Origin of the sequence: Flavobacterium sp. RNTU_13, assembly GCF_046614455.1 — a bacterium.
In the GTDB taxonomy this organism is placed as follows: Bacteria; Bacteroidota; Bacteroidia; order Flavobacteriales; family Flavobacteriaceae; genus Flavobacterium.
Map to the genome: position 1 here is coordinate 406162 of NZ_JBKJHB010000003.1, position 18102 is coordinate 424263.

Annotated in this window: 21 protein-coding genes; 16 read left to right on the top strand and 5 right to left on the bottom strand. The window is 42.7% G+C overall.

Annotated elements, in window-relative coordinates; all coding sequences use genetic code 11:
• The first annotated feature begins 60 nt into the window (after positions 1 to 60).
• Positions 61 to 624, top strand: a complete 564-nt coding sequence (locus ACLI08_RS09990; protein WP_411428342.1) for a DUF1543 domain-containing protein — start codon at positions 61 to 63, stop codon at positions 622 to 624.
• Here the strand turns inward: ACLI08_RS09990 and ACLI08_RS09995 are convergent, their stop codons facing one another.
• Positions 625 to 858, bottom strand: coding sequence for a hypothetical protein (locus ACLI08_RS09995; RefSeq protein ID WP_411428343.1), 234 nt, complete (start codon positions 856 to 858; stop codon positions 625 to 627).
• A gap of 107 nt (positions 859 to 965) precedes the next feature.
• Between ACLI08_RS09995 and ACLI08_RS10000 the strand changes: the two genes are divergently transcribed.
• The 7 genes from ACLI08_RS10000 to ACLI08_RS10030 all read left to right on the top strand — a co-directional run bounded on the left by ACLI08_RS10000 (position 966) and on the right by ACLI08_RS10030 (position 8696).
• A complete protein-coding gene (locus ACLI08_RS10000) occupies positions 966 to 1730 on the top strand; it encodes a Rossmann-like and DUF2520 domain-containing protein (protein WP_411428344.1) in 765 nt (254 codons plus the stop codon).
• Positions 1714 to 2241: a KdsC family phosphatase gene (locus ACLI08_RS10005; protein ID WP_411428345.1), complete on the top strand. Its 528-nt coding sequence runs from the start codon at positions 1714 to 1716 to the stop codon at positions 2239 to 2241. The genes ACLI08_RS10000 and ACLI08_RS10005 overlap by 17 nt, the downstream gene beginning before the upstream one ends.
• Before the next feature lie 57 nt (positions 2242 to 2298).
• Complete coding sequence (locus ACLI08_RS10010) at positions 2299 to 3210, top strand: UbiA family prenyltransferase (protein ID WP_411428346.1); 912 nt, start codon at positions 2299 to 2301, stop codon at positions 3208 to 3210.
• Positions 3197 to 3772 carry a Maf-like protein gene (locus tag ACLI08_RS10015; RefSeq protein WP_411428347.1) on the top strand — a complete coding sequence of 192 codons (576 nt, stop codon included), beginning with the start codon at positions 3197 to 3199 and terminating at the stop codon, positions 3770 to 3772. The genes ACLI08_RS10010 and ACLI08_RS10015 overlap by 14 nt, the downstream gene beginning before the upstream one ends.
• 3 nt (positions 3773 to 3775) lie before the next feature.
• Positions 3776 to 4312: a mechanosensitive ion channel domain-containing protein gene (locus ACLI08_RS10020; RefSeq protein ID WP_411428348.1), complete on the top strand. Its 537-nt coding sequence runs from the start codon at positions 3776 to 3778 to the stop codon at positions 4310 to 4312.
• Positions 4287 to 6806: a PIG-L family deacetylase gene (locus tag ACLI08_RS10025; protein WP_411428349.1), complete on the top strand. Its 2520-nt coding sequence runs from the start codon at positions 4287 to 4289 to the stop codon at positions 6804 to 6806. The genes ACLI08_RS10020 and ACLI08_RS10025 overlap by 26 nt, the downstream gene beginning before the upstream one ends.
• A 168-nt stretch (positions 6807 to 6974) precedes the next feature.
• Positions 6975 to 8696, top strand: a complete 1722-nt coding sequence (locus ACLI08_RS10030; RefSeq protein ID WP_411428350.1) for a sodium:solute symporter family transporter — start codon at positions 6975 to 6977, stop codon at positions 8694 to 8696.
• Here ACLI08_RS10030 and ACLI08_RS10035 read toward each other — a convergent pair.
• The 3 genes from ACLI08_RS10035 to ACLI08_RS10045 all read right to left on the bottom strand — a co-directional run bounded on the left by ACLI08_RS10035 (position 8688) and on the right by ACLI08_RS10045 (position 12657).
• Complete coding sequence (locus ACLI08_RS10035; RefSeq protein ID WP_411428404.1) at positions 8688 to 10256, bottom strand: YifB family Mg chelatase-like AAA ATPase; 1569 nt, start codon at positions 10254 to 10256, stop codon at positions 8688 to 8690. The two genes, ACLI08_RS10030 and ACLI08_RS10035, sit on opposite strands and share 9 nt — an antisense overlap.
• A 280-nt stretch (positions 10257 to 10536) precedes the next feature.
• Positions 10537 to 11370, bottom strand: coding sequence for a 4,5-DOPA dioxygenase extradiol (gene ygiD, locus ACLI08_RS10040; protein ID WP_411428351.1), 834 nt, complete (start codon positions 11368 to 11370; stop codon positions 10537 to 10539).
• Positions 11371 to 11661: 291 nt separating this feature from the next.
• Positions 11662 to 12657, bottom strand: coding sequence for a 2-hydroxyacid dehydrogenase (locus tag ACLI08_RS10045; protein ID WP_411428352.1), 996 nt, complete (start codon positions 12655 to 12657; stop codon positions 11662 to 11664).
• A 98-nt stretch (positions 12658 to 12755) separates the two neighbouring features.
• Here ACLI08_RS10045 and ACLI08_RS10050 point away from each other — a divergent pair, with 98 nt between their 5' ends.
• Both ACLI08_RS10050 and ACLI08_RS10055 read left to right on the top strand, forming a co-directional pair.
• Entirely contained in the window at positions 12756 to 13424 is a 669-nt protein-coding gene (locus ACLI08_RS10050) for an Ig-like domain-containing protein (RefSeq protein ID WP_411428353.1), read from the top strand.
• Positions 13425 to 14033 carry a hypothetical protein gene (locus tag ACLI08_RS10055; protein WP_411428354.1) on the top strand — a complete coding sequence of 203 codons (609 nt, stop codon included), beginning with the start codon at positions 13425 to 13427 and terminating at the stop codon, positions 14031 to 14033.
• On the opposite strand, the gene ACLI08_RS10060 is transcribed toward ACLI08_RS10055, so the two are convergent.
• The gene (locus tag ACLI08_RS10060; protein ID WP_411428355.1) at positions 14030 to 14527 is read right to left on the bottom strand and encodes a metallophosphoesterase family protein; all 498 of its coding nucleotides are present in this window, start codon (positions 14525 to 14527) and stop codon (positions 14030 to 14032) included. The genes ACLI08_RS10055 and ACLI08_RS10060 overlap by 4 nt on opposite strands.
• Positions 14528 to 14650: 123 nt before the next feature.
• On the opposite strand from ACLI08_RS10060, the gene ACLI08_RS10065 reads away from it, so the two are divergent.
• The 6 genes from ACLI08_RS10065 to ACLI08_RS10090 all read left to right on the top strand — a co-directional run bounded on the left by ACLI08_RS10065 (position 14651) and on the right by ACLI08_RS10090 (position 18083).
• Complete coding sequence (locus ACLI08_RS10065) at positions 14651 to 15196, top strand: hypothetical protein (RefSeq protein ID WP_411428356.1); 546 nt, start codon at positions 14651 to 14653, stop codon at positions 15194 to 15196.
• Between the two features lie 3 nt (positions 15197 to 15199).
• Positions 15200 to 15994 carry a HipA family kinase gene (locus tag ACLI08_RS10070; RefSeq protein WP_411428357.1) on the top strand — a complete coding sequence of 265 codons (795 nt, stop codon included), beginning with the start codon at positions 15200 to 15202 and terminating at the stop codon, positions 15992 to 15994.
• Positions 15972 to 16355 carry a DUF3037 domain-containing protein gene (locus ACLI08_RS10075; RefSeq protein WP_411428358.1) on the top strand — a complete coding sequence of 128 codons (384 nt, stop codon included), beginning with the start codon at positions 15972 to 15974 and terminating at the stop codon, positions 16353 to 16355. Before ACLI08_RS10070 ends, ACLI08_RS10075 begins: the two co-directional genes overlap by 23 nt.
• Positions 16356 to 16452: 97 nt before the next feature.
• Positions 16453 to 16890: a thioredoxin family protein gene (locus ACLI08_RS10080; protein WP_411428359.1), complete on the top strand. Its 438-nt coding sequence runs from the start codon at positions 16453 to 16455 to the stop codon at positions 16888 to 16890.
• Entirely contained in the window at positions 16891 to 17877 is a 987-nt protein-coding gene (locus ACLI08_RS10085; RefSeq protein WP_411428360.1) for an FAD:protein FMN transferase, read from the top strand.
• The gene (locus tag ACLI08_RS10090) at positions 17874 to 18083 is read left to right on the top strand and encodes a DUF4266 domain-containing protein (protein WP_411428361.1); all 210 of its coding nucleotides are present in this window, start codon (positions 17874 to 17876) and stop codon (positions 18081 to 18083) included. Before ACLI08_RS10085 ends, ACLI08_RS10090 begins: the two co-directional genes overlap by 4 nt.
• Positions 18084 to 18102 lie beyond the last annotated feature (19 nt).

Consider the following 18102-nt stretch of genomic DNA (forward strand, 5'->3'; position numbering starts at 1 on the left):
GCAAGCCAAAAATTTTATTTATAGAAAATTTACAAAAAAACTTTGTAGTAACTTTGTTTAATGAGCACACAAAATCCCACGCTATACATGGCAATATTGGGTGCTACCCCACCCGGTCGCACTATAGAGCAACACGATGTTTTTTTCGGCACAAGCTATAAAATCAAAGACTTAAAAGAAGATATGTATGCGTTTTGGCCCAATGGAGGCCAGTTGCATATAGACTCTTACCGTGCGGTAACGGTAGTAGAAAATTTCGAAATAAAAATTGTAGAAAAAAATTCTTTGGCAGCCCAAAAACTAAAATTGTTCTTTATTAACCTGGGCGGATACCTGCCTAAAGACCCCGAAGAATACCATTTTAAGATACTTGTAGTAGCCGAAACTATGGGCGAAGCGGTAAAAAAAGCAAAACAGACGGCTTTCTATAAACAATACGGCTTTAAGGGCGCGGAATCTCATATAGATGATAAACACCAACTCGATGTAGACGATATGCACAAGGTAGATGACCTGTTTGCAGACCACATAAAGCAACGCTACGCCATACAAATAACGCCGTTAGCGCAACCTGCAGAAGAAGATGCCTGGCAGGTGGGCTATGTAAAGCTGGGACCCCGTTAATTATTTTATCTCCTTTACCCCTTTTATAAAAAGCCAACGCATAAACAACTTGTCTTCGCCATGTATCCTGCCCGCCTGAAAACGAGGTGCAAGTATCGTGGTAACTACAAAACTGGTTACCGGAATCCAGTAGCCGGTAAGGTTAGTAAAACTTTTTATAGCAAAATAAGCAAGTATGTATATTGGTGCAAAGCATAAAAAATTGAACAGCAATGCCTTGGTAGATTTTTTCATCCTGTAATATTGGTATTAGGCTGCAAAGGTAACCATATCTGCGTAAACGGCAAAGCAGTAGCCTCCGGGGGTTTCACAGGCCGTTTTATTTTTTTAATTTAGCCGCCATGGTTTCAGTAGTTATTTTAGGTTCGGGTAATGTGGCCCAGCATCTCATAAAAGCATTTTTGGGTGCCAAAGATGTGCACTTAGCGCAGGCTTATGCACGCCATCCCGAAAAACTACAGCACCTGTTGCCTTTAGAGCAAATAACCGGTGACATTACCCTTATTGCTCAAGCAGATGTATACATTATCAGCGTTACAGATGATGCCATTGGTTCACTTGCAGCAAGGCTGCCTTTTACGGGAAAACTGGTAGTGCATACCTCAGGCAGTACGGGAATGGAAGCATTGGGTGATGCTAACCGTAAAGGCGTTTTTTATCCGCTACAAACCTTCTCAGCTGCAAAACCGGTAAACTTTAAAGAAATACCAATCTGCCTGGAAACCGAACAGCAAAAGGATATGCAACTGCTGCAAACCCTTGCCTACGCACTATCCGAAAAAGTATATGATATTAGTACTGCCCAACGGCAGGCACTGCACGTAGCGGCTGTTTTCGCCTGTAATTTTGTAAACCACCTTTACGGCATAGGCGAAACGGTGTGTAATGAAAATGCGATTCCGTTTGATATACTAAAACCGCTGATACAGGAAACGGCTGATAAAATAAAAACGCTTAGCCCATCTGCTGCGCAAACAGGCCCTGCGGTGCGAAATGACGAAAAAACCATACAGCGCCATCTTGATTTTATACACGACGCGCGCATGAAACAGATTTACACCTTATTAACCCAATCTATACAACATACCCATGAGCAAAAGCTATAAAGAGCTGATGAATGATATTACCACATTTGTTTTTGATGTGGACGGCGTACTTACAGACGGAACTATACACGTGGCACCAAACGGCGAAATGCTTAGAAACATGAACATACGCGATGGCTATGCCATGAAGGCAGCCGTAGAGCAAGGCTACAATGTATGTATTATTTCGGGTGGAAGTAACGAGGGCGTGCGTATACGCCTGCGTAACCTTGGTATAACAGACATTCACCTTGGTGTGCCAGACAAAGTGGAAACCTTTAAAGAATATACAGACATTTACGGTATAAACCCGGAACAGGTATTGTACATGGGCGATGATATACCCGACTATCATGTAATGAAGCTGGTAGGCCTGCCCACCTGCCCGCAGGATGCAGCACCAGAGATTAAGGGAATCAGCCGCTATATTTCGCATAAAAATGGTGGTACAGGCTGCGTGCGCGATGTTATAGAACAGGTTATGAAAGTACAGGGCAAGTGGATGGAGCATTTTAATGCGAAGTACGATTAATGCTTTAACCTTAAATTCAGACGAAAACTATAAAAGTTTATACCCCATAAATATTGTATGAAACTGATAAAATACTTTAATATACGCGACCTTTTACTACTTGTTGTAGGTATGCTTACTTTAAAGGTAGGCTTTTTAGATCAGCAACCCGGAGCCTTACAGGCGCTCAACCTGGCTGAATACCTTCTTCTGGTATTGGCTACGGTACTTGTTGCCGCAGGCGGATTTTTTATGAATAATGTATTTGGGTTTGGGAAAGACGCCAACCCAGAGATAACCGAAAGTAAAGGTTATAACATTTACTTCGCGCTGAATATTATAGGTATTGGCATTGTTTATTATTTGGCAAACAGCCTCGGGAAACCCATGTTGCTTACAGGCCTGTATGTTTTTGCAGCGGCTACCATGTACTTTTACGCTACCAGCCTTAAAGAGATGCTCGTGGCTAATAATATTATTACAGCTGTGCTTACAGCTTTACCGGTAATCACGGTGGGCTTATTTCAGTTATTTCCTATTTTAGGCATAGTGCCGGAAGATGCTAAACCAATGGTATCTATGCTCTTTACTTTGTTTATAGATTATAGCGTATTTACCTTTTTTGTAGCATTGGCACTTGGCATAATTAATGATATTGCTACTACAGACGCTGATTACAACTCGGGCGTTAACACCCTGCCTATATTGATAGGCCGCGAACGCAGCGCTAAAATAGCCATAGGGCTCACGGCTATTCCTGTAGTGCTTTTTGTATACTACGCAGATAAGTATTTGCTACAGCTTATTTACGCATTGGCTTACGGCGTAGTATTTATAGTAGGCTTACTGGCATACAGCATTATAAGGCTGTTACAGGCCAAGTCAGCTAAAGATTTTACTCATATTGCCGGGGTAGTAAAGCTGGTATTACTATTTGTTGCGTTTTTTAGCGCCGTATTAACTTATAATATCAATCATGTTAAACAATAAACTGAAAAGATATAAACTCGTACTGGCTTCGGGATCCCCGCGCAGGCAGCAGTTTATGCGCGAACTGGATGTTGATTTTGAGATACGCCTTAAAGATGTAGAGGAAATTTACCCTGATACATTAAAGGCAGAGGAAATCACAAACTACCTGGCCGAATTAAAAGCTAACGCCTTTACCCCTGCCGATAACGAAATTATAATAACCAGCGATACCATTGTTTGGCACGAAAATAAAGCACTTGGCAAGCCAAAAGATTACAATGATGCCTTTGCTATGCTTAAGTCACTTGCGGGTAAAACCCATGAGGTAATTACATCGGTATGCCTTAGAAGTAGTGCCAAATCAGAAACATTTTTTGAGGTAACACGTGTTACGTTTAATCCATTGTCTGACGACGAAATCACCTACTACCTTAATAAATATCAACCTTACGACAAGGCCGGTTCTTACGGCATACAGGAGTGGATAGGCTTGGTAGCTATTGCCCGTATAGAGGGTTCTTATGCTAATGTAGTGGGGCTTCCGGTAGATAAAGTGTATCAACACCTTTGCACATTTTAGCAGATGAAATTAATAGAGTCTTTTAGCCACGGAAACGAAATTTTTAATACCGGTATACTACTGGTAATTTTTATATTACTTAATGTGGTTATTAAGAATCTTACACACCGCTACGCTAAAGCAGCGCATTTATCAGAGGTGCGTACTAACTTAATTTCCAAATATATAGATTATGTAATTATTCTGTTATTTTTTGTTGGTACCATAGCCATTTGGGGTGTAGAGTCTAAGGAAATATTTAATTTCCTTGGGGCTACATTAACCGTTATAGGCGTGGCATTCTTTGCACAGTGGAGCATCCTGAGTAATATTACATCGGGTATAATAATGTTCTTTACATTCCCGTTCCGCATAGGGCATACCATTCGCATACACGATAAAGACTTTCCTGTAGAAGGGCAAATTGAAGATATAAAGGCGTTTCACACCATACTGCGTACAAAGGAGGGCGAAATAATCACCTATCCTAATAGTTTGCTGCTGCAAAAAGGCGTAAGTATTGTACCGGTAAAACATGAAGAAAAAGAATTCTATGATTAAAATACCATTGGCCAAAACCGTTTGGGTGGCTCTGTTGTTTGCAGCAGTAGTACACGCGCAGCCGGCAAAGCCTACATCGGCAGAAATATACCACAAGTTGGAAAAGCTGAACTTTCTGGGCTCTGCCTTATATATTGCTGCACACCCCGATGATGAAAATACACGCCTGATTTCTTATCTGGCTAATACTACCCATGCCCGTACCGGCTACCTTTCTTTAACCCGTGGCGATGGCGGACAAAACCTCATTGGTACAGAACTGAGGGAGCTGCTGGGCGTTATACGCACGCAGGAACTTATAGAAGCACGCAAAATAGATGGCGGGGAGCAGTTTTTTAGCCGTGCTAATGATTTTGGCTACTCTAAACTACCCGATGAAACGCTTCGTATATGGGATAAAGAAGCTGTGCTGCACGATATGGTTTGGGTAATACGAAACTTCAGGCCCGATGTTATTGTTACCCGTTTTGACCACCGTACGCCTGGCAGTACCCACGGCCACCACACCAGTAGCGCCATGCTAACACAGGAGGCGTATGACCTTGCCTGTAATGAAGATTTTGAACCAAAACAACTGCAATTCGCGCAAAGCTGGCAACCAAAACGCGTGCTGCTTAACGTGTCGTACTGGTTTTTTGGCAGCAAAGAGGAGTTCAACAAAACGGATAAGTCAAAGTATATAAACCTTTCTACAGGAACATATTACAATTTACTAGGAAAATCAAACCAGGAAATTGCAGCACTGAGCCGCAGCAGGCACAAGTCGCAGGGATTTGGCTCTACAGGCGAGCGCGGTGATGACATGGAATACCTGGAACTAACCCGCGGCGATGTTTTAAAAAATAAGCAAAACTTGTTTGAAGGAATAGATACTTCATGGAACCGTGTTGTAGGCGGAAAGCACATTGGCGAAAGCCTGACACTCATTCTAAAAAGCTATGACTTTAAAAACCCGTCTGCCTCGTTACCTGCTTTAGTAAAATTGTATACGCATATTAACGCACTGGACGATAGCGAATACTGGAAGAAAATAAAGCTGAACGAGTTAAAAGATATAATTGCTAATTGTGCCGGACTATATTTGGAAGCTATTGCCGAAAACCAGTCGGCTACGCCCGGGAGTGTATTAAGAGTACGCTGGGAAGCGATTAACCGTTCGGCTGAGGCCATGAACCTTGAGTCTGTTGCAGTAAATGCTGCCAATAGCCTTACTCCTGAAAACGAATCGCTTCACAACAACCAAGGGCAAAACGGTACGCTTGAAGTAGCACTGCCTTCTACCCTGGCCTACACCTCTCCGTACTGGCTGGAAGAAGCAGGAACCAGCGGAATGTATACGGTTAATGACCTGCACAAGATAGGCGTAGCAGATATCATAAGGCAGCTTAAAGCTACATTTAATGTAGTGATTGAAGGGGTTTCGATCCCTTTTGAAAGAGAGATTATATACAAATATAACGACCCTGTACAGGGCGAAGTATATCAGCCACTGGATGTTGTACCCGATGTTACTACCCGGTTTGTAAGCAAGGTACACCTGTTTAGCAGCAGCCGTAGCCATACCATTAGCGTAAATATAAAGGCCGGTCGTGATAACTGCGAAGGAAAGCTAAGGCTTGACCTGCCTGAAGGTTGGGTGGTTTCACCGGAAAGCATACCTTTTAGCCTGAAAAAGAAAGGCGGCGAAATGGTAGTTGATTTTGAAGTTGCCCCTCCGGCCTTTGCCACAGAATCGTCGGCAAGAGCTATTGCTACAATAAATGGTAAAGATTTTGACCGCGAGCAGATCATTATAAACTATCCGCACATTAATACGCAGCAGGTGCTATTGCCGTCTAAGGCTAAATTTACCCGTGCCGATGTACGCACAAAGGGCTCTAACATTGCTTATGTAACCGGTGCCGGAGATAACATCCCTGAAAGCCTGCAACAAATGGGTTATGAAGTTACCCGCCTTAAAGCGACAGACATATCTCCGGAAAGGCTTCAGGATTTTGATGCCGTAATTATGGGAATACGCGCGTACAATACGCTGGAAGTGCTTAAATTTAAACAAGATGCACTATTGCAATATGTAAACAATGGCGGCACTATGATTACAATGTACAATACTACAGGTACACTTACCGTTAAAGAACCGGCACCTTACCATTTAAGGATTTCGCGCGACAGGGTTACCGATGAAAATGCTAAGGTAACCTTCTTAGACCCGGCCAACAGGCTGCTGAACTACCCTAATAAAATAACTGAAAACGACTTTAAAGGTTGGGTTCAGGAGCAGGGTTTATATTATCCTGACGAGTGGGCGCCCGAATTTACACCACTGATTTCCGCACACGATGCCGGCGAGCCCGACCAAAAAGGAGGGCTACTGGTAGCTAAGTACGGAAAAGGATATTATATTTACACTGGCTTAAGTTTTTTCAGGCAGTTGCCCGAAGGTGTTCCCGGGGCATACCGCATTATGGCAAACCTTATTGCCGCCGGAAAATAGTGTAACAAAAGGCTCCATCAGGAGTCTTATACAGAGATATAGATAGTATTAAAACAATATACATGAAAGATAACCCAACATCCTGGAAAAAGAGCTACACACTTGTGCTGTTGCTCAACATCCTGTACATAGTGTTGTTTTATTTTTTGATGCAAATTTACTCGTAGTATGCAGTTATTAGACTGGATAGTGCTTACCGTTACGCTGCTGTTTATTGTGGCTTATGGAGCCATAAAAACGCGTGGCAGCAAAAACGTGGACGAATATATTCTGGGCAGCAACCAAACCCCTTGGTGGACCGTGGGGCTTTCGGTTATGGCTACACAGGCCAGCGCCATTACGTTTCTTTCAACTCCCGGGCAGGCCTACCATGACGGCCTGGGGTTTGTACAGTTTTACTTCGGCCTGCCACTGGCCATGATTGTAATATGCGTTACGTTTATACCCATTTACCATAAGCTAAAAGTATATACCGCTTACGAGTTCTTAGAACAGCGGTTTGACGTAAAAACACGTTCGCTTGCTGCTGCACTGTTTTTAGTACAGCGCGGCCTGGGTACGGGGATTACCATATATGCACCTGCAATAATACTGTCTTCTTTATTGGGGTGGAGCCTCAACTTAATGAATATAATGATAGGCGTACTTGTAGTTGTATATACCGTTTCGGGAGGTACCCGTGCCGTAAACATAACACAAAAACAGCAAGCTTTTGTAATAATGACGGGGATGCTGGCTACGTTTTTTATCATCATGAGCTATTTACCTAAGGAACTAAGCTTTAGCAATGCACTGCATATAGCCGGCGCAAATGATAAGCTGGATGCAGTGGATTTCTCCTTTGACCCGGACAAGCGCTACACTATATGGAGCGGGCTTGCCGGTGGTTTCTTTTTGGCACTTTCCTATTTTGGTACAGACCAAAGCCAGGTACAGCGTTATCTCTCAGGTAAATCTATAAAGGAAAGCCAAATGGGGCTTATAATGAACGGTATACTTAAAGTGCCCATGCAGTTTTTCATCCTGCTTATAGGGGTTATGGTTTTTGTGTTTTTCCAGTTTCACGAAGCTCCACTACACTTTAACCCTAATAACACGAAAACGGTACAAAACTCGCCTTATAAAGACCAATATCATGGTCTTGAAAAAGAGTTGAAAGTTGTGGCCCGCGAAAAGGAAGAAATCAGCATGCTGTACGTAAACCAGCTTTATCAGGATTATGATAATAAGGAACTCCACAACCGTATGGTTGCCCTTAACAACCAGGAAAAAGACCTTCGCGAACAGGCCAGAGAACTTATAAATAAAGTAGACGCAAAGGCAGAGACTAACGATAAAGATTATGTTTTCCTGTACTTTATCCTGAACTTCCTGCCGCAAGGTTTAATAGGCCTTTTGCTAGCGGTGATATTCTCTGCAGCCATGTCATCATCGGCATCGGGGTTAAATGCGCTGGCATCTACCACTACCATAGATATTTATAAACGGAATGTAACAGGCGAAAAATCAGAAAAGCACTATGTAAATGCCACACGGTTGTTTACCATATTCTGGGGTGTTGTGGCTATACTATTTGCCTGTGTAGGTACACTTTTTGAAAACCTTATACAGCTTGTAAATATTATTGGTTCTATATTTTACGGTACTGTGCTGGGCATTTTCCTTATAGCCTTCTACATAAAATACATAAAAGGGCACGCAGTGTTTGCCGCAGCCATATTAAGCCAGACACTTGTAGTTATTGTATATTTTACCCAATGGATAAGCTACCTGTACCTAAACGTGCTGGGCGCAGTGCTAACCATACTGTTTGCCATGTTGTTCCAATCGTTTTTAAAACAACCTCCGCTAAACGAAACTACCGTAAACGATAACGAAACATTAGCCTAACCACCCATCCCTGTCAAGGCTTCGGTATTGTATGGCTTCGGCTATGTGGTGCGATGCTACGCCTTCGCTAGCTTCCAGGTCGGCTATAGTGCGCGCTACTTTTAATATCCTGTCGTATGCACGTGCCGAAAGGTTCAGCCGTTCCATAGCTGTTTTAAGCAACTGCAATGACACATCATCCAGCACACAATATTCCCTTATAAGGCGTGTACCCATCTGCGCATTGTAGTGCACATTTTCGTATTCTTCAAAGCGCTGGGTCTGGATTTCACGGGCGCGTGTAACCCTTTTTCGTATCTCGGCGCTGCTTTCCGCCTTACGGGTATCGGTAAGTTTTTCAAAAGGTACGGGTGTAACCTCTATATGTATGTCTATCCTGTCTAAGAGCGGACCTGATATTTTACTTAAATAGCGTTGCATTTCATGTTGCGATGAACTAACCGGGGCGTCAGGGTCGTTAAAATAACCACCCGGGCTCGGATTCATACTCGCTACAAGCATAAAGCTCGACGGATAGGTAATGGTAAAACGTGCCCTGCTAATGGTAACTTCACGGTCTTCCAGCGGCTGGCGCATCACTTCCAGGACTTCCCGTTTAAATTCGGGCAACTCATCCAAAAATAAAACGCCGTTGTGCGCCAGGCTTATCTCCCCAGGCTGCGGAAAACTGCCCCCGCCCACAAGCGAAACACTACTCGCAGAATGGTGCGGGCTACGGAACGGACGCTGGTTCATAAGCCCCACGTTCTTTATTTTACCCGCTACGCTGTGTATTTTAGTTGTTTCTAAAGCTTCACGTAGTGTCATAGGGGGTAATATACTGGGCAAACGCTTTGCCAGCATGGTTTTACCTGCCCCCGGAGGCCCTATGAGAATAATGTTATGCCCCCCTGCGGCTGCAATTTCCATGCAGCGTTTAATACTCTCCTGCCCTTTTACGTCGGCAAAATCAAATTCCGGGAAATCAAGCGTTTTATAAAACTCCTCGCGGGTATTTATAACCGTAGGTTCCAGCGTGCCGCGTCCTTCAAAAAAGTCGATAATCTCGCTTACGTTATCAAGGCCGTATACGTCTATACCGCTAACAATGGCAGCTTCTTTCACGTTTTGCTTCGGCAGGAAAAAGCCCTTAAAACCTTCCTCCTTTGCCTTAATGGCAATGGGCAATACACCCTTTATGGGCTGAAGTGAGCCGTCTAACGATAACTCCCCCATAATAATATATTTGTGTACTTCTTCGGATTTAATTTGCCCTGAAGCTGCAAGGATACCCACAGCAAGCGTAAGGTCGTAAGAAGAACCCTCTTTACGCAAATCGGCAGGTGCCATGTTTATGGTTATTTTTTTTACCGGTAGCTGATAGCCGTTATTTTTTAAGGCAGCCGCTATTCTGTAGCTGCTTTCCTTAACGGCATTATCAGGAAGGCCTACCAAATGGTAGCCTACGCCCTTATCTATATTAACTTCAACGGTAATGGTAGTGGCCTCTACCCCAAAAACGGCACTGCCGTAAACTTTTATAAGCATAAACTGGTTGTTATTGGCGGCGTGAAAGTACAAACAATAACCCAAAAACGCAATTTAGCCACAGGCTTTGGCATAAAAAGAAAATTCCCGCCCTCACTGTGCGGGAATTTTCACAAAACCAATCAAAAACCAATTATGAAAAAACTTTATTCCTTTTCTGTGCGGAAACCATTTATGTTCCCTTTTATTGATACAAATGTAGCACGGTTTAGCGGCTGCTTTTACAATTTTAGACGAACCCATACAATGCATCGGTAAACAACTCCAAACGTCCGATAACAAACTTCTTATCCGTGATGTTATAGATAAACGGCTAGCCTATTTTAACCCCGGTCATGTTTAAGGATCCTCCCACCAGCTCATCGTTAAAAAACCGTATATCATCTTTGCTTTCCTGCAAGCCTAATGTGTACAGTAGCGGGTAATAATGATCTGGTGTAGGTATAGCAAGCTTTGCCGCAGCACCCAGATTATTGTAGGCTATCAGGTCTGCGTGGTTATGGCCGCCTATTTTTTGTTTAAAAACCTGGTTAAGCTCTACCGCCCAGTCGAAGCCGTAATTGGGTTCGTTAAGCCTCTGCCAGTCTACCATCCTCAGGTTATGTATCATGTTTCCGCTGCCAATAATCAGTACTCCTTTTTTCCTTAATGATGCCAGTTGTTTTGCCAAATCGTAGTGATACTGAGGCGACTTGTTATAGTCAATGCTAAGTTGCAGCACCGGGATGTCGGCATCGGGGTACATGTGGCGTACCACCGTCCACGTACCATGATCCAACCCCCACTCGTGTTCATCGAACCCTACCGGGGCAGACGTAATAATTTGAGATACTTCCTCAGCCAGCTGCGGACTCCCCGGCGCAGGGTACTGTACATTAAACAGCTCTTGAGGAAACCCACCAAAATCATGTATGGTACGCGGGTGCTCCATGGCGGTAACGTGCGTGCCATGTGTAAGCCAATGTGCTGATATAACCAGTACGGCAGTTGGCCTTGTTATTTCTTTACCAAGCTGCGACCAGGTTTGGCTGAACTGATTGTCCTGAATGCCGTTCATAGGAGAGCCATGGCCAATAAAAAGCACGGGCATTTTCTCTGACGTTGTTTTAAGATCGCTTGTAAAATTATAAAAAGTATGTAGTGACATGAGTAATCAAATAAAATTTGTAGTTACAATATTTGTATATACAAATTTATAAAATATTTTATAAATAGCTTACTTACAGCTCTAAAAAAGAAAAGCCCCGCTAGTTGGCTACGGGACTCTTCAAAAAACCAATCAAAACCAATTATGAAAATACTTTACTTTATTATCCTACGCAGCAAATTGTAGTATATTGCTGATTACAAAGCAAATGTATGTTGATTCGCCGCCATTCCATTTAATTTTAGACTAGCAGCAAAGAGGTGTCGCCGAATTGCTTTATACAATCGATAATTAAATCAAAATCATTTCATTAGCAGGTTCATTCGCGGTATAAAACCCGGTAATACTATTTAGCGTTACTTCGGCAATCTGGCGCATTGCCTCATCGGTAAAAAACGCCTGGTGCGCTGTAACCAAAACATTTGGGAAACTCATTAAACGCTGTATGTTATCGTCGTCTATAATATTTTCAGACAAATCCCTGAAAAATAGCTTTTCTTCCTGTTCGTAAACATCTATACCCAGCGCGCCCACGTGTTTTTCCTTTAGTGCCTCTATAATTTCTGTGGTACAAATAAGCCCTCCCCTGCTGGTATTAATAATTACCACGCCTTTCTTCATTTTACGAATAGATTCCCCGTTAATCATATAGTGGTTTTCGGGTGTAAGCGGGCAGTGCAGCGACAATACATCGGCCGTAGCCAAAACCTCCTTCAGTGGCAGGTAGTTTACCCCCGCTTGTTTTAAATCGGCATCTTCATAAATATCGTAAGCAATAACCTTGCAACCAAATCCAAGCATTATTTTACAGAACGCCTTACCTATTTTACCCGTACCCACCACGCCTATGGTTTTACCGTGCAGATTAAATCCCAATAAACCGTTAAGCGAAAAATTCTGTTCGCGCACCCGGTTGTAAGCCTTGTGCGTTTTACGGTTAAGGGTAAGCAGCATAGCCACTGTATGCTCTGCCACTGCCTCAGGCGAATATGCCGGTACCCTGCACACGCGCAGCCCTAATCTGCTCGCAGCTTCAAGGTCTACGTTATTAAAACCCGCACAGCGCAGTGCAATTACTTTTACACCCCGTTCCGCAAGGGTTTGCAGTACAGGAGCGCTTAGTTTATCGTTTACAAATGCACACACTGCGTAGGTATCCTCCACCACGTTTGCTATATGCGGCCCCAGGTGGGTTTCGTAATACTCTATCTCTATATCCTGGCTGTTATTAAATCTGTCGAAATACTGCCTGTCATAAGGCTTTGCAGAAAAAAGTGTAATTTTCATAAACGATTGATTAATTGTGTGTATGCAAATTTATTAATAACCCACGCAACCTTTAATGACGGTTGTCATCTAAAACGTAAATTCCAAACAACATTTATATGCTAAAATCCTTACTTTTTACCGCCGCTGCTTCTGTCTTAATGGTTTCTTGCGGGCTGGATTACGACGGGAGTACAAAAAATGTACTTACAGGAACCGTTACCAATGAAAATGGAACTCCCATGGCAAATATTCCGGTAACGGTTAATTACTATAACAGTTCTATAGAAGAAAATACCGGTTTTGACCACACCGATGCTGCGGGGCATTTTACGGTTATAGTACCAAAGGGTAAAGATGCAATCCCTAAGGTGTATGTAAACATGCCTGATTTTAATTATAACCCGATAGGATATTCATGGGTTACGTACCACAATATAGATACAGGAAAGTTTACCGATTACAGCTATAATATGGGTACTGTAAAGCTGTGCCCTGCCGATGCTAATAAGTTGGTAACACTACACATTAATGCCCCTGCAAGTGTAACAAAACTTAACGCCATAGGTACGGTTATGCGCAACAGTATCGACCTGGATTTTAATATTTATAGCGGCGACCAGGTGTTCACTACACTACCATACAAGTACTATTATTACGACAGGAGTGCTGATTTTACTGTATTGAAGAATCAAATCATTACACTAAAATACCTGGATGCCAACGAAACGCCACACGAAGTACAAATACCTGTAGAAAACCAAAACCTAACCTACACCATACAATAAATGAAAAACATACTTTTACTTACTATAGTATTGCTAAGCAGCGGTATATATGCCCAGCAAACTAAAAACGATTCCATTAAACCGCAAAGGCAGTATTTTAAAATATACTACGTTTACCCTCATGGGATAGGTAATAATGTATTAGCCAAGGCAAACAAGGGAGATTATGGTTTAGGTTTTGCCTTTACGTTTGTAGATTACAGAAATTTTCAGCTAAACGGCGGGATTAAGTACCTTCAGTTTAACATTACAGACAAATCGCTTAGCACTACGGCAGATAACACTAAAATGAGTTCGGTATATGCCGAAGTGAGCTATAAAATCCCTGTAATAAGTAAGCTCACTATAAATCCGCAATTATCATTCGGCAGCCAGGATGTGAACCTAGGTGGTGGCCCATTTAATGTGTTTGGCGACAGCAAAGGCAGGCAAAGCGGTGTAGTTTTTGGTGGCGGTTTTGATGTCGATTATGAGTTGGATGAACACGTTAAAGTGTTTATAGGCGGGTTATATAGCTTAACCCGTGTGCATACCAATACGGCAGCGCAGTACAAAGATTTTTACAACAAATTAGGCCAGATAAACATTACAGCGGGGTTAAAGTTTTAACCCCGTTTTCCTATTTCTATAACTTCAAGGTTTTGAATTTTATCGCCATCAATTTCAAAACGCAACATGGTACGCACCTGGTGAAACCCGTGTACACCGGCAGCACCCGGATTCATGTGGATAAGCCCAAGTTTAGGGTCGGGCATTACCTTAAGGATATGCGAGTGTCCACATATAAAAATCTTGGGTGGATTCTGCTGAATTTCGGTACGGATTGCCTGATTGTATTTCCCGGGGTAACCGCCTATATGTGTTATCCATACATCAACCCCTTCGCACGTAAAGCGGTTGTTTAACGGAAACTCCAGCCGTGCCTTAGCGTCGTCTATATTACCATACACCGCCCTAAGCGGTTTTTCTTTTTTTATGGTATCTGTTACAGCCAAGTCGCCAATATCTCCCGCGTGCCACACTTCATCGGCTTGGCACACGTATTTCATTATGGTATCGTCTATATGGCTATGGGTGTCTGATAGCAGGAGTATTTTTGTCAAAATAATATTTTTACCAAAGATAGCATTTGCAGTTTTATGTAGCAAACCAAAAGGAAAGCGTACGTAAAGCGGTTTATAAATTTTGTAAATTTGTAATGATATATCACCAATCGCAAAACCAGCATGGAAATCGGAAGACAATTTAATACTCTGACCGTAAAGGAATATTTCTTTTATATAGAGCATAATAAAAAATATACAGACTTTAACACTCTCGGCCTTTATAGGTCGGTTTTAGAGAACGAAAATTTAAGCCTTACTGAAAAAATAGAAGTCCGAAATTTTGCGCACACTTACTTTAAAAGAGCGTTCGAATTTCTGCAACTAAAAGACCCTGCGACCTACGTAGCTATTTCTATATTAGGACAGGATATAACAGTAGCAGATAAACAACAATTATGGGAAGATTTAAAAATAAACCAGCAAAAAATACTTTTGTCAAAGGGTATTAAACACAGAAACTTTGGGGTGTACTCTAAGCATTCCTGTGATTACGATAATTGTATTTGGAACGGCGTTATGGTAAAATCAGGTTCAAAACTTGCTTATGATAGCATGCACTTTAAAAGTGACCGTAACAACTATGAGGCTAAAGAAAAATCGAACAGAAGAAAAGTCGAACGCAAAAAAGTCAGGCAGATAACAAAAAGTGAACTTGAGGAAATTTAATCCATGAAAGAAAATAAAACCCTGCGTACGGTTACCGTTACGCGCTATATAACGCCGCTTCGGGAAGGCGGATCGCTCCCCGCGCTGGCTGAGGCAGACGACGAATTTAAATATGTACTAAAGTTTAAAGGCGCCGGGCACGGAACCAAGGCATTGATCGCCGAACTACTGGGTGGTGAAATAGCCCGCACACTTGGATTGCCGGTGCCTGAGTTAGTATTTGCGAACCTCGATGAAGCTTTTGGCCGCACCGAAGCCGACGAAGAAATACAAGACCTGTTACAATTTAGCGAAGGGTTAAACCTGGCCCTGCACTACCTTAGTGGTGCCATTAACTACGATCCGGTAGTAACGGTGGTAGATGAAAAGCTGGCATCGCAAATTGTGTGGCTGGATGCTTACATAACCAATGTAGACCGTACGTTTAGGAATACCAATATGCTTATTTGGCATAAGGACTTATGGCTCATAGACCACGGCGCGTCTTTCTACTTTCACCACTCGTTTACAGACCCTAAAGGGCATGCTGTAGTACCTTTTTCGTTGATAAAAGACCATGTGCTATTGCCGCAGGCGGCTAAACTTGCTGAGGTTGATGCTGAGTTTAAAGCGCTACTTACTACTGATTCACTACGTAGTATTGTTAACCTGCTGCCCGACGAATGGCTGCAGTGGGAAGGCATGGAGTTAACTCCAGACGAAATACGCGATGTGTACTTTGACTTCCTGGTTACGCGATTAGAAAATTCTGACATTTTTATAAAACAGGCACAGCATGCAAGACAGGCACTTATATGAGTATGCAGTGATTCGCGTAGTACCAAGGGTAGAACGCGAAGAGTTTGTAAACGTGGGTATAATACTGTTTTGCAAACGGAAAAAATTTATTAAAGTACTACATCACATTAACTCAGCTAAAGTACTGTCTATATGTAAAGAAACTGATATTGAACAGTTACAAAAAAACATCGATTCGTTTGAGAATATAGCGCATGGAAGCCGTACTGCGGGCCCCATAGCGCAAATGGAAATTGCCGAACGCTTCAGGTGGTTAACGGCGGTACGTAGCTCTGTAATACAAACCTCAAGGCCGCACCCAGGGCTTTGCCCTGACCCGGAAGAAAAAGCTGCGCAACTGTTCCGCGAACTGGTGCTTTAGCCTTCCTTAAGGTTCGCTTAAAATACGCTAACGAAAACAAGTTTCGTTACCAAAAAAGCGTTACCTTAGTAGTAACAAAGTAATAGCAATTAACAACATGAAACGCTTATTCCTGGGGCTTCTACTGGCTATGACGTCAGTAACTTTTGCCCAAAACTGGACCAACAGCCTTGCAGAGGCAAAAGCCACTGCCGCAAAAGAAAACAAAACAATAATCCTTGTATTTTCAGGATCCGACTGGTGCGGCCCGTGTATAAAACTGGACAAAACCATTTGGCAATCCGAAGAGTTTAAAGCCGAAGCTGCAAACAAATGGGTGCTGCTTCGCGCCGATTTCCCTAAAAAGAAGGAACACGCCCTGCCTGCCGAACAGCAAAAACAAAACGATGCATTAGCGGAAAAATATAACCGTGAGGGTAATTTTCCATTGGTCGTGGTATTAGACCAAAACGGAAAAGTTTTGGGTAAAACAGGATTTAAAAACCTTGCCCCTGCTGATTACATAACACACCTGCATTCATTTGAAACCAAGTAAATGAGGCATATACTAACGGTTTTAGCGCTTATCATCAGCCTGTCTGTCACGGCACAGGTACAGCATAAACGCAAGTTGTTTTTACTGGCGAGCCCATTTGAAATGACGGTTGTTGCTAAAGACACTACCGAGGCAAATGCGTACATAGACATGGCTATAGGCGAAGTAAAGCGCATAGAAAATATTATTTCAGACTGGATTCCTACCACTCAGGTTTCAGAGATTAATAAAAATGCAGGCATACAGCCGGTTAAGGTTTCAGACGAACTTTTAGGTCTTGTAGAGCGTGCCTTAAAAATAAGTGCCGTTACAGATGGTGCTTTTGATATTAGCTACGCATCCATGGATAAAATATGGAAGTTTGACGGCAGCATGAAAGAGATGCCATCGGCTGAAGCCATAAAAAAATCAGTGGCGCGTATAGGGTACAAAAAAATTGTGGTAGACCCTGCAAACAAAACCATTTACCTGCCCGAAAAAGGCATGAAACTGGGACTTGGCGGTATAGGCCAAGGGTATATAGCCGATAAAATAAAAGAGCTGCTGTACAGTAAAGGCTGTAAAGCAGGGCTTGTAAACGTATCGGGAGACATCTTTGCCTGGGGCCGCCAGGCTAACGGCGAACAATGGAAAGTAGGGATTGTAAACCCAGTGAACAAAAGTAAGGTATTCGCGCTTTTCCCGTTAGAAGACAGCGCGGTAGAAACATCGGGCAGCTATGAAAAATACGTTACATTTAATGGCAAGAGATACTCGCATATAATAGATCCGCGTACAGGTTACCCAGCTTCGGGTGTGGTTAGTGTTTCTGTATTTGCCAAAACTACAGAAGTGGCCGATGCACTTGCTACAGGCATTTTTGTACTGGGTGTAGATGTGGGGCTTAACCTTGTAAACCAAATGCACGGTATAGGCTGTATTATAGTAGACGATAAAGGAGGCATACACGCCTCTAAAAACATTGATATAGAGAAATTTAAGTTATGAAAAAACTGATATATATAGCAATAGGTATGTTGTTGCTGCAATCCTGCAACAGCGTAAAGGAATACCAGAAACAAAACATAAACGACCCTGACATGAAGCTTTCGGCGCGTTCTTCTGAGCGTTTTGAAACTAATTTCCAGGTATACAGGGAAGCAGCTGCCGGTGCCAATGGCGGAAAAACAGGTGGCGGTTGCGGCTGTAACTAATCCATAAAACAGGACAATA

Bases quoted from the DNA above. Each gene is read 5' to 3' on its own strand.
- ACLI08_RS09990 (WP_411428342.1), top strand. From the start codon at position 61: ATGAGCACACAAAATCCCACGCTATACATGGCAATATTGGGTGCTACC.
- ACLI08_RS09995 (WP_411428343.1), bottom strand. From the start codon at position 858: ATGAAAAAATCTACCAAGGCATTGCTGTTCAATTTTTTATGCTTTGCA.
- ACLI08_RS10000 (WP_411428344.1), top strand. From the start codon at position 966: ATGGTTTCAGTAGTTATTTTAGGTTCGGGTAATGTGGCCCAGCATCTC.
- ACLI08_RS10005 (WP_411428345.1), top strand. From the start codon at position 1,714: ATGAGCAAAAGCTATAAAGAGCTGATGAATGATATTACCACATTTGTT.
- ACLI08_RS10010 (WP_411428346.1), top strand. From the start codon at position 2,299: ATGAAACTGATAAAATACTTTAATATACGCGACCTTTTACTACTTGTT.
- ACLI08_RS10015 (WP_411428347.1), top strand. From the start codon at position 3,197: ATGTTAAACAATAAACTGAAAAGATATAAACTCGTACTGGCTTCGGGA.
- ACLI08_RS10020 (WP_411428348.1), top strand. From the start codon at position 3,776: ATGAAATTAATAGAGTCTTTTAGCCACGGAAACGAAATTTTTAATACC.
- ACLI08_RS10025 (WP_411428349.1), top strand. From the start codon at position 4,287: ATGAAGAAAAAGAATTCTATGATTAAAATACCATTGGCCAAAACCGTT.
- ACLI08_RS10030 (WP_411428350.1), top strand. From the start codon at position 6,975: ATGCAGTTATTAGACTGGATAGTGCTTACCGTTACGCTGCTGTTTATT.
- ygiD (WP_411428351.1), bottom strand. From the start codon at position 11,370: ATGTCACTACATACTTTTTATAATTTTACAAGCGATCTTAAAACAACG.
- ACLI08_RS10045 (WP_411428352.1), bottom strand. From the start codon at position 12,657: ATGAAAATTACACTTTTTTCTGCAAAGCCTTATGACAGGCAGTATTTC.
- ACLI08_RS10050 (WP_411428353.1), top strand. From the start codon at position 12,756: ATGCTAAAATCCTTACTTTTTACCGCCGCTGCTTCTGTCTTAATGGTT.
- ACLI08_RS10055 (WP_411428354.1), top strand. From the start codon at position 13,425: ATGAAAAACATACTTTTACTTACTATAGTATTGCTAAGCAGCGGTATA.
- ACLI08_RS10065 (WP_411428356.1), top strand. From the start codon at position 14,651: ATGGAAATCGGAAGACAATTTAATACTCTGACCGTAAAGGAATATTTC.
- ACLI08_RS10070 (WP_411428357.1), top strand. From the start codon at position 15,200: ATGAAAGAAAATAAAACCCTGCGTACGGTTACCGTTACGCGCTATATA.
- ACLI08_RS10075 (WP_411428358.1), top strand. From the start codon at position 15,972: ATGCAAGACAGGCACTTATATGAGTATGCAGTGATTCGCGTAGTACCA.
- ACLI08_RS10080 (WP_411428359.1), top strand. From the start codon at position 16,453: ATGAAACGCTTATTCCTGGGGCTTCTACTGGCTATGACGTCAGTAACT.
- ACLI08_RS10085 (WP_411428360.1), top strand. From the start codon at position 16,891: ATGAGGCATATACTAACGGTTTTAGCGCTTATCATCAGCCTGTCTGTC.
- ACLI08_RS10090 (WP_411428361.1), top strand. From the start codon at position 17,874: ATGAAAAAACTGATATATATAGCAATAGGTATGTTGTTGCTGCAATCC.